This is a genomic window from Bradyrhizobium sp. LA2.1 (assembly GCF_040547725.1).
Classification (GTDB): domain Bacteria; phylum Pseudomonadota; class Alphaproteobacteria; order Rhizobiales; family Xanthobacteraceae; genus Bradyrhizobium; species Bradyrhizobium barranii.
Genome location: NZ_JBEPQI010000018.1, coordinates 60,170 through 74,003, shown reverse-complemented (window position 1 = coordinate 74,003; position 13,834 = coordinate 60,170). Strand labels below are relative to the sequence as shown.

At 63.6% G+C, this 13,834-nt stretch carries 10 protein-coding genes; 3 read left to right on the top strand and 7 right to left on the bottom strand.

Going from position 1 to position 13,834, the window contains the following annotated elements; all coding sequences use genetic code 11:
• From ABIB95_RS30115 to ABIB95_RS30090, 6 genes are all read right to left on the bottom strand, one after another.
• Positions 1–1,497 (bottom strand): sugar ABC transporter ATP-binding protein, encoded by a 1,497-nt coding sequence (locus ABIB95_RS30115; RefSeq protein WP_354244686.1) that lies wholly within the window; start codon positions 1,495–1,497, stop codon positions 1–3.
• Positions 1,494–2,591, bottom strand: coding sequence for a hypothetical protein (locus tag ABIB95_RS30110; protein ID WP_354244683.1), 1,098 nt, complete (start codon positions 2,589–2,591; stop codon positions 1,494–1,496). Before ABIB95_RS30110 ends, ABIB95_RS30115 begins: the two co-directional genes overlap by 4 nt.
• The gene (locus ABIB95_RS30105) at positions 2,588–4,705 is read right to left on the bottom strand and encodes an ABC transporter permease subunit (protein WP_354244680.1); all 2,118 of its coding nucleotides are present in this window, start codon (positions 4,703–4,705) and stop codon (positions 2,588–2,590) included. The genes ABIB95_RS30110 and ABIB95_RS30105 overlap by 4 nt, the downstream gene beginning before the upstream one ends.
• A gap of 83 nt (positions 4,706–4,788) precedes the next feature.
• On the bottom strand, positions 4,789–5,805 hold the full coding sequence (locus ABIB95_RS30100) for a sugar ABC transporter substrate-binding protein (protein WP_028157321.1): 1,017 nt from the start codon (positions 5,803–5,805) through the stop codon (positions 4,789–4,791).
• 42 nt (positions 5,806–5,847) lie between these two features.
• On the bottom strand, positions 5,848–6,819 hold the full coding sequence (locus ABIB95_RS30095) for an ABC transporter permease (RefSeq protein WP_166078254.1): 972 nt from the start codon (positions 6,817–6,819) through the stop codon (positions 5,848–5,850).
• Between the two features lie 40 nt (positions 6,820–6,859).
• On the bottom strand, positions 6,860–8,743 hold the full coding sequence (locus ABIB95_RS30090; RefSeq protein WP_354244676.1) for an AMP-binding protein: 1,884 nt from the start codon (positions 8,741–8,743) through the stop codon (positions 6,860–6,862).
• A 279-nt stretch (positions 8,744–9,022) separates the two neighbouring features.
• On the opposite strand from ABIB95_RS30090, the gene ABIB95_RS30085 reads away from it, so the two are divergent.
• The gene (locus ABIB95_RS30085; RefSeq protein ID WP_028148873.1) at positions 9,023–9,967 is read left to right on the top strand and encodes a helix-turn-helix domain-containing protein; all 945 of its coding nucleotides are present in this window, start codon (positions 9,023–9,025) and stop codon (positions 9,965–9,967) included.
• A gap of 45 nt (positions 9,968–10,012) precedes the next feature.
• On the opposite strand, the gene ABIB95_RS30080 is transcribed toward ABIB95_RS30085, so the two are convergent.
• The gene (locus tag ABIB95_RS30080) at positions 10,013–11,218 is read right to left on the bottom strand and encodes an ABC transporter substrate-binding protein (protein ID WP_354244673.1); all 1,206 of its coding nucleotides are present in this window, start codon (positions 11,216–11,218) and stop codon (positions 10,013–10,015) included.
• A gap of 165 nt (positions 11,219–11,383) precedes the next feature.
• On the opposite strand from ABIB95_RS30080, the gene ABIB95_RS30075 reads away from it, so the two are divergent.
• Together ABIB95_RS30075 and ABIB95_RS30070 are read left to right on the top strand one after the other, a co-directional pair.
• Positions 11,384–12,151 (top strand): FadR/GntR family transcriptional regulator, encoded by a 768-nt coding sequence (locus tag ABIB95_RS30075; RefSeq protein WP_071916762.1) that lies wholly within the window; start codon positions 11,384–11,386, stop codon positions 12,149–12,151.
• Positions 12,152–12,219: 68 nt separating this feature from the next.
• Entirely contained in the window at positions 12,220–13,833 is a 1,614-nt protein-coding gene (locus ABIB95_RS30070; protein ID WP_354244671.1) for an acyl-CoA synthetase, read from the top strand.
• The last annotated feature ends 1 nt before the right edge of the window (position 13,834 follow it).

The window sequence follows — 13,834 nt, the reverse complement described above, 5'->3', positions numbered from 1 at the left end:
TCAGTGGATCGCGGCGTACATGATCCTCTCCTCGGTCGCCTCCAATGCGGAGAATTCCTCCACGACCTTGCCCTGGCGCGAGACCAGGATGCGGTCGGAGAGCGCCATGATCTCGGGCAGGTAGGATGAGATGACCACGACCGCCTTGCCCTCGTCGGCGAGCTGGTTGATCAACTCGTGGATCTCGACGATGGCGCCGACGTCGACGCCGCGCGTGGGTTCGTCGAAGATGATCAGATCGGGCTCCTGAACCAGCGATTTGGCGATCACGACCTTCTGCTGATTGCCGCCGGAAAGCTCGACCACCTTGCCGTCGTTGCCGATCGCGCGAACCTTGAGCCGTTCGATCCAGGTCCTGCCGATCGCCTCGTTCTCTCGCCGCGACAGCATCATGCGGCCCTTGGGAAATTTCGACAGAAGGCCGAGATAGATGTTGCGTGCGATCGAGGACGTCTCGAAGAAGCCTTCGACCTTGCGGTCTTCAGTCACATAGGCGATGCCGGCCTGCACCGCCGGCGCCGGCACCCGGTAGCGCACCGGCTTGTCGTGCAGCAGGATCTCACCGCCATGGAAGAAGTCGCGCTTCAGCACGCCGGAGACGATCTTGAACGTTTCGGTGCGGCCGGCCCCGACGAGGCCGAACACGCCGGTGATCTGTCCCGCGAATACCGACAAGGAATTATTCTTCACCATCGGCGCCATCTTCAGGTTCTGCACGGTGAGCACGCGCGCGCCGGGCGGCCGCACGCTGCTCTTTCGCGCACCGTAGAGCGTGTTGGAGAGGTCGCGCCCGACCATGGCCTGCACGATCGCCGCGCGATCGAATTTGGTGGCATCGTCCGTTACGACGTGCTTGCCGTCGCGCAGAACCGTGATGCGGTCGGCGAGCAGCAAAGCTTCTTCCAGGGCGTGCGAGATGAAGACGATCGAGACCCCGCGCTTCTTGAGGTCGCGGACGAGGTCAAAGAAGTATTTCTTCTCTTCCGGCGTCAGCGACGCCGTCGGCTCGTCGAAGATAATGACCTTGGCGCGGTGCAAAACCGCGCGCGCGATCTCCACCATCTGCTTCTTGGCGGCGCCGAGGCCGCCGACGGTGGCGGTCGGCGTGACGTCGAAATTGAGTGATTGCAGGAACTGCTGCGCAGCGATGTAGATGCCGCGCAGACGGTTGTAGAATTTCTCCTGACCGAGAAACAGATTCTGCGCGACAGTCATGGTCGGCACCAGGCTGTTTTCCTGGAACACCATGGCGATGCCGAGATTGCGTGCCTCCAGCGGTGTCCGTGGTGCGACGTCGGCGCCGTCGATCGTCATGGTCCCTGACGTCAGTGTCACCACGCCGGCCATCACCTTGGTCAGTGTCGATTTGCCGGCGCCGTTCTCGCCGACCAGCGCGTGGATCTCGCCGCGGCGGAGGTCGAAGTCGACCCCGTCGATGGCGGGCACGCCGGCGTAAAGTTTTGTGGCCTTGCGCAGCGAGAGTGCGATGTCGCTCATGAGCGGAACTCCTCGGCAAGGCCGGACAGCGGCAGTCGCAGCACGCGGCCCGGTCCCTTGGCGATCAGGACGAGATCGCCGCCCATCTCGATCGCCGCAACGATACCATGATTGGCGCCGTCGACCCGGCTGTGCAGCGAATAGAGCGGCTGGCCATCTGCATCGAGTCGGATGACGAGGCCATAGGAGCGCGGCGGCGCCCACGGCTTGATCACGCCCATGGTCTTGATGTGTGCACCCTGCATCGGCTCCTTGAACGAGAAGCCCGAGCGCAGGCGTGGGGCAACCCAGTAAGCCGGATCGATCTCGGCCATCATTCGTTTGCGGTAGGCTGGCTCGCGCAGCACGAACTCGATCAGCTGCGTGCGCGCGGTGAAGGCGGTGAGCCAGTAGCCGCCGCCCGAGGCCTTTGACAGCCGCGACGGATAGACGGGCAAGTGAGCAAGCACGGTCCGCGGCGGTGCGCCCGGCGCAACAAGGACGAGCCGGTGGCGCCAGCTCTCGCTGACCAGCACGCCATTGCCATGCGCGCAGGTACCGAAGGCATGGCCGAGCCCCTGGGCCAGCGGTGTCACGATTTTGTTGCCGGGATCCAGCCTGAACACGCGACCGGTCCGGTTGATCTCCATCAAATCGCGTGCCCAGTCGTCGACGCCGCATGTCGCTGAGCCGTCCGTTGCGATCAGCGTGTTGTCGTCTGCCAGCGCGAGTGCGTTGACGGCATTGAACGCGCTGTCTGCAAACGTCACGCTTGGCTGCCCGGCCGAGGGGCTTGCGTAGAGCCGCACCTCGCGTCCCCCGAGCGCGACCGCAAGGCCTCCGCCGGAAAGGGCACATAGCGCAGAGACGGGCCGTTCGAACGTGCGGACCTCCGATGCCGTGCCGTCATTCACAGACAACAGCCGCTGGCCGTCCGCGATGAAGAGGTTGCTTCCGTCGGTGGCGAGATCCTCCGGCGCCTCGCATGTCAGCAAGGTTTCGGCAGCTTCCAGCTTCTGGTTGGGCTTCAGCGCGCCGTCGAAGGACGGTACGGTGATGGTGGCGTCGCCGCGCCCGAGAAAGCGGTTGGCGAACTCCCTGACGGCCGCGATCACGATTGCTTCCCCCATCGCTTGTCGTACTGAACGAAGTTCGGATCGGCATTGTCGAGCTTGTAGCGGCCGATCCGGTTGTTCAGGATGCCGCCGAGATAGAGATAGCCGCGATGCTCGCGCATCGAGGTGATCATCGGATGGTTTTCGCCGCGCAGGTCCCAGAACGATTCGACGATCTTGCCCTGCTCGTTGAACTTGACCACGCAGCCGGTGTTGATGTTGGGGAACAGCCATTCGTCCACCGGTACGCGCTTGCCCATGCGGCGCCGGAAGCCGGGCATCTTCCAGGCGAGGTCGAGCGAGGGGCTGCGCATGCCGACCAGCGCCAGCCAGTAATTGCCGTCGGAGGCGAGGTTGATGTTATCGGGGTAGCCCGGCAGATTGTCCATGACGACCTCGACCTTGCCCTTCTTTGACCCTGCGAACCAATAGCGCTTGATCGAGCAGCCGAAGGTTTCGGCGAAGAGAATCGACTGGCCGTCGCTGGCGACGCAGATGCCGTTGGGGAATTTGAGGCCGCGCAGTTCGGTGCGCGTCACGCCGGTCTTGGTGTCGTAGGAGATGATGCGGCCATTGCCGCGCGCCTCGAGGCCGTCGATCGGCCACTCGTCCATCTCGTAGCGCACGGTTGCCTCGGAGAAGAAGATCAGTCCGTCGTCGGTGATGTCGAGGTCGTCGGCGAGCCGCAGGCGGCTGTCGTCGTTGACCGAGCGCATGCTGCGATTGGTCTCATCGGTCGCCTTTTCCACCGTGCCGTCAGGCTTGATCCGGTAGAGCCCCATGCCGCCGATGCAGACGTAGAGATTGTCCTCGCGGTCGAAGGCCATGCCGAGCGGTTGGCCGCCGATATGGGCGAACACCTCCATCTTCTGATAGTCGGGCGCGAGGAAGCGCATGATGTCGCCGTGGCGCGAACCCGCATAGAGATTGTCGTGGCGGTCGAGGATGACGTCCTCCGGCGCCTCGATGCGGCCGAGGCCGATCGACTCGACGTTGCGCAGCTTGTCGTTCTGCTCGAACGGGCCGCCTTGCCCGATCTCGGTCGGTGGCGGTGGCGGCAGCGCGTGATAGGTGGGGGCCACGTAGACCTTGCTGATGATGCGCGTCCGGTTCTTCTGCCAGCGGATGTCGACCATGGCAGCAACGAGCAGGATGCCGGCAAGCGCCATCCGGTTGACGCCGCCACGTGCATTCATGGTCGTCAGGCCATTGGTGATCAGGAGCACGATCAGCACCCCGACCGCCGATTTGGCGACCGAGCCCTTGCCGCCGCCGAGCGTGATGCCGCCCAGCACTGTTGCGGTCAGCACGATCACCTCCAGGCCAACGCCGATGTCGCCGCCGACGGTGCCGAGCCGCGACGCGAAGAACAGCGCGCCGATGCTGGTCAGCACGCCGCTTGCGACGTAGCAAAGCGCGATGGTGCGGCGGACGGGGATGCCGGAATTGTACGCCGAGCGACGCGAGCCGCCGATCGCGGTGATGTGCCAGCCCGGGCGCAGCCGGGTCATGAAGATATGGCCGAAGATGGCGATGACGATATAGACGAGCGCCACGGTCGGAATGCCGAAGATGCTGCCGCTGCCGATGAAATCCCAGGACGGGATGTCGGGGAAGGCCGACGCGATCGCGTTGGAGTAGCGCTGGATCAGGAGATCGTAGGCCGATCGGTAGATGATCAGGGTGATCAGCGTGGTGATGAAGGCCCGCAGTCGCAAATATCCGATCAGGATGCCGTTGACGGCGCCGAGCAGCGCACCGCAAAGCAGGGTGGCCGCCACCACTGCCGGGACCGGCCAGCCCAGCACGTCGAGCAGATAGAGGGCACAGAAATCGGTCAGTGCGAAGATCGAACCGACGGAGAGGTCGATGCCGCCGACGATGACCACCAGCGCCAGCCCGAGCGCGATGAAGCCGATCTCTCCAGCCTGGCGCGCGGTGTCGGCAAGGCTCGCTGGCGACAGGAAATTATCGATGGACCGGCTGAGCGCGAGGCCGACGATCAGGAGGAGGATGACCGGGATAGCTGTCTCGGTCCATCGCTTGGACAGGATTTCACCGAGCAGATGATCGGGCCAGTAGCGGTAACGCAGGCTTGTCAGAGTGTCGCGCATCGGAATTCCGGGACCTTGCAAGTTTCGAGACCACGTCCCGGACGTGAGATCGTCCGGGACGCCAGGGTCTTGCGTCGCGACAATTATTTCTTGAGGTCGCTGAGATTCCAGCACGCCATCTGGCTATCGGCGTTCTCCTTGGTGATCGGAATCAGCGTGGTGTATTCCGAGCCCTTGACGGAGCCGGGCTTGATGCCCGACGACAGCAGCCACTTGATGGTGCCGGCCATCTGCGCGGCCTGGGTCGGCACGTCGTAGCTCATGTTGAGATCGAACGCGCCGGACTTCACCAGTTCGCAGGCGCCCTTGCGCTCGCCGCCGCCGGAAGTTGCCACGAACACCTTGCCCGTGAGGCCCGCTTCCTTCACGGCTGCTGCGGTGCCGATGTCCATGCCATCCCAGAAGCCGACGATGCCGCAGAGATCGGGATTCTGCTTCAGCACCGTTTGGGTGATCGCCTTGGCCTTGGCGGCGTCCCAATCGGCGGCCTGGCTCGACACCACCTTGATTTCAGGATGCTTGGCGAGCACGTTCTCGACGCCCTTCAGCGTATAGGCGCTCGCGGCGGCCGACAGCGCACCCTGGATGATCGCGATCTTGTTGGACTTGCCCTCGCAGGCCTTGACCACGCCTTCGGTTTGGCGTTCGCCGATCTCGACCCAATTGGCACCGACGAAGGCCGAGCTGCGATAGGCAGAGCCCATGTTGATCTGGATGACGTAGATGCCTTCGTTCTCGGCGCGCTGCAGCAGTTTTGCGTAAGTCTGCACGTCCGGATTATGAACCACCATCACCGCCGGCTTCTCCGAGATCAGCGAGGTGACGGCCTGCGCGCCGGCATTGGTGTTCCAGTTGGCGTCGCGGATCACGAACTTGACGCCGAACGGCTCGAGCTCCTTCTTCAGTCCGGCATACCAGCCCTCAGTGAGGTCGAAATTCATGGCGACCGGCACATAGGCCACGGTCTTGCCGGCCAGTGCCTCCTTGAACGGCTTCTGGAACGGCTCGTCCAGACCCTGCTGGGCGAGGGCCGGCGCGGTCATTGCCGCAAGACCCAGTGCGGCAACAATTGCCTTGGTCGGGTTGCCGAAATGCTTCATTGCTTCCTCCTTGGTTGTGGTTGTCGTTATTTGTTGGATCGCTTAGATGTCGCCCTGTTGTGCCGTTTCCTCGTTGCGCGGATTCAGGAAGGAATCCGTAATGACGGCGAGCAGCAGCACCACGCCCTTGATGAGATTCTGCCCGGCGTAGGAGATGTCCATGATGGTCATGCCGTTGAGCATCGTTCCGATCACGAGCGTTCCGATGACGACGTTGAGCACGCCGCCACGGCCGCCCGATAGCCCGATGCCGCCAAGCACGACGACCAGGATGACGTCGTAGATGAGCGTCGAGTTGAAGATGCGGGTCGGCATCGAGTTGACGGATGCCGCCATCACGAGGCCGGCAAAGCAGCCGATCAGGGCGGTGATCACATATTGCAGGACGATGATCGGGCGTGAGGGAATGCCGGTGACACGCGCGGCGTAGGGGTTGTCGCCGATCGCATAGATATAGGCGCCCCAGCGCGTCTGGCGCAGCAGGAACGCGACCACGATGCAGGCGATTGCGAACATCCAGATCGACGTCGGAATGCCGAGAATGGTGCCTTGTCCGAGCCGCTCGAAGCCGTCCATGCCCGGGCTCCATTGCACGACGTCGAGCTGGAACAGCGCTGTCTGCCCGAGCCCTGCCAGCAACAGGCCCGTTGCCAGCGTCGCAAACAGCGAAGGGACTTCGGCATAGGCGATCAGCCAGCCGTTGACGAGGCCAAAGGCAATCGTGAGCAGGACGGCGGTCAGCAGCGAGGCCGGTAGCGAATGACCGTTCTGCACCATCTGGAGCACCAGTCCCGGCGGCACCGCAAGGGCTGCGATCAGCGAGATGTCGATGCCGCGTCCGATCACGACGATTGCCATGGCAAGGCCGAGGATGCCGAGCACTGCCACGTTCTGGAGCAGCGTCAGCATGTTGTCCGCCGTCAGAAAGCCGCGCAGGAAGATCGAAAACACAAGGAACAGCAGCGCAAAGACTGCGAAGACGATCTCTTGCTGATTGAAACGAAAGCGCTTCATCCCCGTCTTGCCTTTCTTCGACCCGGCTGTTGCGCGACCGTCAGGACGATCGGTTCTCAATGCGATAGGTTTGTGGAAGCGTTGCAAGGCTTTCGACGAGCATCTTTGTTCGATCCAGATCACCGGAATGGACCGAGATGCTGACGACTGTGTTGAGCTTCTCGTCTTTCTCGACGAGGATATCTGCCGCGGTGTCGGGGCCGAAGATGCGATCGATCTCGGTCCTGACCTTTTCCCGGACGGCGAGATCGCGAAGCGTGGGCTTGAAGATCTTCCCGACGGCGGTAACCGGAAGAGCTTCGAGCAGGACGACGCGCTTTGGCCTCGCAGGAGGCTCATTGACGTTGTGTTCGAGATGCTCGCGCAATTGCGCCAGATCGATTGTCTGTCCGGGGGAGGGCACCACGAAGAGAACTGGAACCTCTCCCGCGTAGGCGTCGGGCATGCCGACGGCCGAGCTCATCTGGACACCGGGGAAGGCGTTCGCGACGTCCTCGATTGCGGCGGGGTCGATGTTGTGACCGCTTCGTACGATGAGGTCCTTCTCGCGCCCCGTCAGCACGAGGCGTTGATCCGAGGTGAGATAGCCGACGTCGCCGGTGACGATCCAGTGGTCGTCGGTGAGCACGCCCTTGTTGTGCTGGGGATCGACGTATCCGGGAAACACCTGCGGTCCCCTCACGAGGACAAGACCGCTCGTGAGAGGCGGACACTCTGTCTTCAGTTCGGCATCTGCCAGAGCGACGATTTTGGTCTTTGCGAACGGCGCCCTGAAGCCGACGCTGCCTTGCACGGGAGTGCCGCGGCCGGGATTGAAAGCGATCGCGGCCGCGGTTTCTGTCATCCCGTAAGTCTCGAACAGGGTAATCCCGGTCCGCGCCTGAAACCTGTCGCTGACAGCCTTGGGAGCCACGGCCCCGCCGGTGAGCGCCATGCGAACGGTGCTGACATCGGAGGACCCGATCGGCACCTCGGCAAGAGCGGCAATCGACGTCGGCACTCCGCTCACGATGGTCGCGCGAAACCGCTCCACCGTGTGCCAATAGTCGCGAATCGCTTCGGGACTTCTGAGGCTGTACGGCGAGGGAATGATCACATGACCGCCGGCAGCGAGAATCGACAGGCCGAGCGTCATGGTGCCGCCGACGTGAAACAGCGGAAAACCGTTTACGGCGGCATCCAGCTCATCCAGTCCGTGGACCTGCGCAAAGCTCCAGGCCGCATGGATCTGGTTGCCATGTGTCAGCCGAACCAGCTTAGGTCGTCCGGTGGTCCCGCCGGTGTGGAAGAGGGCGCAGATGGCATTGCGATCGGTCGAAGGTGCGAAGTCCAGTGTGCCGCGCGCGCTCGCGGCCGTCTCATTGAAGTTTAGAAATCCTCCAGGCAGCGGACCGTTCGCGCCCATCACAAAAATGGTCTTCAGCGACGGGACGCGCTTCGCGACGTTGGCCGCCTTGGCCCAGATCGCGCGATCGGCCGCTTCGGCCGGGATCACCAGCACAGTCGCATTCTGCGCCTCGAGCAGGTCGGCGATTGCGTCTTCGTTCAGGAGATAGTTGATCGAGCTGGCGACGCCCGCGACCTGGGCGCCGAGCAATGCGGGGAACAGTGGCGGCAGGATCGGACAGAGGAACGCGGCGGTCCCGCCGCTCTCGCCGATCCCGTGCGACCGGAACAGATTGGCCGCGCGGATGATCTCCGCAAGCAATTGCCGGTGCGTCAGCGTCGCGTCGCCCGGCTCGCGCGAGCCTTTGGTCAGCACCGTCAGTGCGGGCCGATCGGGGTGCTGGTGCGCCGTGGCTTCGAAGAGATCGAGCAGATTGCGAGAAGGGACCAGCGAATCGTAAGGCCGCTGCTCCAACGCCTCGATATCGGCGATGGTTTTGACCGGCTGCGTGAACCGCGTTGTGATTTGCGATGACAAGGCCCTGCTCACGGGCATCGCCATTCGGGCGGCACGGCAAGCTGTGCAGCAGTTGACTGGACCTGACGCAAGCGAACGTTTCCCGCCTATTTTGTGGACTGCTTTTTGTTCTTCATAGGCCACATGCCGGAGCGCGGCTTGCTCCGGAGCGCAAAGCTTTTGCTTCTCCGCGCAAACGGTCTTGCGTGTAGGCGGCGGCCCTCTAGAATCTCGATGCGTGGCCAGCTTGTGCGATGCACAAACGACGTTCATCATGGCGGCGCAACGGATGGGCGGACGATGAACCTGGTGTTTTCGACAGACGATCTGGAGCCGTCCAAACGCTACGCCGCGTGGCAAGGCGCGATCTGCGACGTCTACGTCCATGTCGACGTGAATGCCGAGGAGCGGTCCGACTATCACGGCTTCATCCGCGAGGCGCGGTTCGGCGCGGTGACGATGACCGACGTCCTGCTGTCGGAGCAGCGCATCTCGCGCCGCGAGCGGCACATCGCGAAACTCGACAAGGATTGCTACTACGTCGAATTCGTCCAGCAGGGCCGGGTCAACGTGCTTCAGGCCGGCCAGACCCTGCTGTCGAATCCCGGCGTGAGCGCGATCTTCTCGGCCTCCGAGGCCTATGATCTCGAATGCGTCGGCAAGGTGCGATCGCTCTATCTCGAGATTCCGCGCGCGGAATTCTCGGCGCGCTTCAGCGAGGGGCGGCTGCCGGTCGTGACGACGATGGCGACGAGCCGCGGCCTTGGCCGGATTGCCGCCGAGTTCTGTGCGACGCTCGCTGCGGAGGGCGCGCCGCTCGACGAGACCGCGAGAACGCGATTGGGCGGTGAGCTGATGGACGTGTTGGCGCTCGCGCTCGACATGGGCGAGCGGGACGAATTCTCGGAGGATGCGAGCGCTGCGCAGGCCCGCCTGCGCTCGGTCAAGGCCTGGATCGAGGCGCACCTCACCGATGCGGATCTGTCGCTGGAGAAGATTGCGAAGAGCAATGGCGTCTCGCTCAGGCATCTGCACTATCTCTTCCGGCTCACCGATGTCTCGGTGTCCGAATGGATTTTGGATCGCCGGCTGCAGCGCTGCTACGACGTGCTGACGCGGCCGGAACTGCGGTCGCTGTCGATCACCGAGGTCGCCTATCAGCTCGGCTTCAGCAGTTCGTCCTATTTCAGCACGGTGTTCCGCAGGAAGTTCGGCCACAGCCCGTCGGATTTGCGACGGCGCTAGAGAACCTGCACCGCGCGCGGCGATGCAGGTCCGTCATCGTCAGCGTTACTTCACCAGCGGACAGCCGCCGTCCTTCAGCGGCCGGAAGGCCTGGTCGGCCGGCACTTCGGCGAGCAGCTTGTAATAGTCCCACGGGCCCTTGGATTCCTCGGGCTTCTTCACCTGGAACAGGAACATGCTGTGCACCATGCGGCCGTCCTCGCGCAGGATGCCGTTGTCGGTGAAGGCATCCTTCACCGGCAGCTCGCGCATCTTGGCCATCACGGTCTTGGTGTCCTTGGTGCCGGCGGCCTGCACGGCCTTGAGGTAGTGCAGCGTGGCGCTGTAGGTCGCGGCCTGGTTCATCGTCGGCATGCGCTTGATGCGCTCCTGGAAACGCTTGCCGAAGGCGCGGGTCTTGTCATTGAGGTCCCAGTAGTAGGCCTCGGTGATGATCAGGCCCTGCGCGAGCTTGAGCCCCAGGCTGTGCACGTCGGAGATGAACATCACGATCGCAGCCAGGTTCTGGCCGCCGGCGACGATGCCGAACTCGCCGGCCTGCTTGATCGCGTTGATGGTGTCGCCGCCGCCGTTGGCGAGCCCGATGATCTTGGCCTTGGAGGCCTGGGCCTGAAGCAGGAATGACGAGAAATCGGCCGTGTTGAGCGGATGCTTGACGCTGCCGAGCACCTTGCCGCCGGCTGCCTTTACCACATCGCCGGTGTCGCGCTCGATCGAATGACCGAACACGTAGTCCGCGGTGAGGAAGAACCAGCTGTCGCCGCCGTTCTTGACGATGGCGCTGCCGACGGTGTGGGCGTTGGAATAGGTGTCGTAGGTCCAGTGCGCGGTGTAGGGCGAGCAGGATTTTCCGGTGATGTCGGAGCTTGCCGCATCGGTCACGATCATCACCTTCTCGTACTGCTTCGACAGCTCCATCACCGCGAGCGCGGTGGCGGAAGTGGGCAGGTCGATGATCATGTCGACACCCTCGGTCTCCCACCATTTGCGCGCGATGGTGGAGGCGACGTCGGGCTTGTTGAGCACGTCGGCTGCGACCATCTCGATCGGCTTGCCGAACATCTGCCCGCCAAAATCCTCGATCGCCATCTTGGTGGCTTCGACATTCCCCTGGCCGCCGATGTCGGAATAGACCGAGGAGAAGTCGGAGAGCACGCCGATCTTGAGCGGGATCTGCTGGGCGGAGGCGGGGACGATCAGGGCAGCCGACAGCAAGCCGGCCGCAGACACGAGTGCTGCGATAGGTCTCATGGATACGTTTCCTCTTGTACGGGACTATTCTGTCCCTTTGTCCGACAAAGTTAGAGGGAGGTTCCCCAGGAGTCAATTTGCTGCATCTGCGGCATGAATGACGCAGTTTGACGCGTCTTCGGGGCGATCCTATAGTTTGTCGGACAATCGCCATTGGGGGCTACCGTGCCGATTTCGCCGCTCTTCCGTCCGATCGATGTCGCGCCGGCCTATCAGAAAGTCGCCGACGCCATCGAGCGCGAGATCGTCAATGGGCGCATCAAGCCCGGCGATCCCATCGGCACCGAGCATGATCTGGTGCGCCAGTTCGGCGTCAACCGCTCGACCATTCGCGAAGGCATCCGTGTGCTGGAGGAGGGAGGCTTGATCAGCCGCGATTCCTCGCGCCGTCTGCACGCCTGCCTGCCGCGCTACACCAAGCTCGCAAGCCGCCTGAGCCGCGCACTGGTGCTGCACGAGGTGACGTTCCGCGAGCTCTACGAGGCCTCGATGACGCTGGAGGTGGCGAGCATCGAAGGCGCGGTGGAGCGCGCGACCGAAGAGAACCTCGCCGAGCTCACCAACAATCTCGTGCGCAGCGAGGCCGTGGTCGGCGATCCCGCCACGCTTGCCGAATGCGATGCCGAATTCCACGTGCTGGTCGCCAAGGCCTCGCAGAACCGCGTGCTCCAGCTCGCACGCGAGCCGGCGGCGCAACTGTTCTATCCGACCACAGAGATGATCGTGACCGGCGTTGCCGAAGGGGGCCCACGCCTCGTCGCCGCGCACCGCCATCTGATCGACGCGATCCGCCGCCGCGACCGCGAGGCGGGCGTGCTCTGGACGCGCCGGCACTTGCAGGACTGGCGGCGCGGTTTCGAGAAAATCGCCTCGCTCGATCGGTCGGTCGAGCACATGTACATGGAGCACGCCCAGGCGGCCCGGCGCAGATAGGCGCCTGATGAAGACGCAAGATTTCAGCCAAGAAATCCAACAAATAAAGACATCACACGGAGGAGCACATGACCGGCGACATCGCGGCCACCATCTCGAAAGCGCGCGAGCATTCCATCGGCGACCTCTTGCGCCGTTCGGCGGGGCGCGAGCCGAACAAGCTTGCAGTGAGCTGCGGCGATGTGAGCTGGACGTTTGCCGAGATGGACGCGATCTGCAACCGGCTCGGACGCGGCCTGCTCGGTCTCGGCGTCAGCAAGGGCGATCGCGTTGCCGTGCTCTCACGCAATTCGCACGCGTTTGCGGCGTTGCGCTTCGCGCTGGCGCGGATCGGTGCGGTGCTGGTGCCGATCAACTTCATGCTCAACCCGGATGAGATCAATTTCATCCTGAAAAGCTCCGGCGCAAAGCTGCTTGCGACCGGCCCCGATTTCGTCGAGCCGGCAAAGGCCGCAAGCGCCAGGGATTGCGCGGTCGAGAAGATGATCTGGCTGCCGGGCGAGGATCCGGCCACGTCGCCCGCGGACATCACCACTTTCGACGATCTCCTCAGCCCCGACGGGTCGTTCCTGGAGGCCTCGGTCGACAGCCGCGATCTCGCACAGATCGTCTACACCAGCGGCACGGAATCGCTGCCCAAGGGCGCGATGCTGACCCATGAAGCCGTGATGTGGCAGTACGTCAGCTGCATCATCGACGGCGGCATGAGCGCGGACGACAAGTTCCTGCACGCGCTGCCGCTCTATCACTGCGCCCAGCTCGACGTCTTCCTGGGGCCGCAGATCTATCTCGGCGCCTCCGGCGTGATCACGGGCAAGCCGACCGCCGACAATATCCTGGCGCTGATCCAGGCGCACAAGATCACGTCCTTCTTCGCGCCGCCGACGATCTGGATCGCGATGCTGCGCTCGCCGAATTTCGACAAGACCGATCTGTCGACCTTGCAGAAGGGTTACTACGGCGCCTCGATCATGCCCGTGGAGGTGCTGCTCGAACTGCAGCGCCGCCTGCCCAACGTCAAATTCTGGAATTTCTACGGCCAGACCGAGATCGCGCCGCTCGCGACCGTGCTGCGGCCCGAGGACCAGCTGCGCAAGGCCGGCTCGGCCGGCAAGCCCGTGCTCAATGTCGAGACGCGCGTGGTCAACACGGCGATGGAAGATGTGAAAGTCGGCGAGGTCGGGGAGATCGTGCACCGCTCGCCGCATCTGCTCTCCGGCTATTACAATGACCCCGTGAAGACTGCGGCGGCCTTCACCGGCGGCTGGTTTCACTCCGGCGATCTCGCCACCGTCGATGCCGAGGGCCACATCACCGTGGTCGACCGCGTCAAGGACATGATCAAGACCGGCGGCGAGAATGTCGCCAGCCGCGAGGTCGAGGAGATGGTCTACCGCATCCCTGCGGTCTCCGAGGTTGCCGTGGTCGGCCTGCCCGATCCGCGCTGGATCGAGGCGGTGACCGCGATCGTCGTGGTCAAGACCGGCGAGACGCTGGATGAGGACGCCGTCATCAAGCATTGCGCCGGCCAGATGGCGCATTTCAAGGTGCCCAAGCGCGTGATCTTCGTCGACAGCCTGCCGAAGAACCCGAGCGGCAAGCTGCTCAAGCGCGAGCTGCGCCAGCGCTTCGTCGGCGGCGAGACGCTCGACAAGGCGATCCAGAAGAATTTTGGAACGTAAG

Coding starts and splice junctions, on each gene's coding strand:
- ABIB95_RS30115 (WP_354244686.1), bottom strand. CDS start 1,497: ATGAGCGACATCGCACTCTCGCTGCGCAAGGCCACAAAACTTTACGCC.
- ABIB95_RS30105 (WP_354244680.1), bottom strand. CDS start 4,705: ATGCGCGACACTCTGACAAGCCTGCGTTACCGCTACTGGCCCGATCAT.
- ABIB95_RS30100 (WP_028157321.1), bottom strand. CDS start 5,805: ATGAAGCATTTCGGCAACCCGACCAAGGCAATTGTTGCCGCACTGGGT.
- ABIB95_RS30095 (WP_166078254.1), bottom strand. CDS start 6,819: ATGAAGCGCTTTCGTTTCAATCAGCAAGAGATCGTCTTCGCAGTCTTT.
- ABIB95_RS30085 (WP_028148873.1), top strand. CDS start 9,023: ATGAACCTGGTGTTTTCGACAGACGATCTGGAGCCGTCCAAACGCTAC.
- ABIB95_RS30080 (WP_354244673.1), bottom strand. CDS start 11,218: ATGAGACCTATCGCAGCACTCGTGTCTGCGGCCGGCTTGCTGTCGGCT.
- ABIB95_RS30070 (WP_354244671.1), top strand. CDS start 12,220: ATGACCGGCGACATCGCGGCCACCATCTCGAAAGCGCGCGAGCATTCC.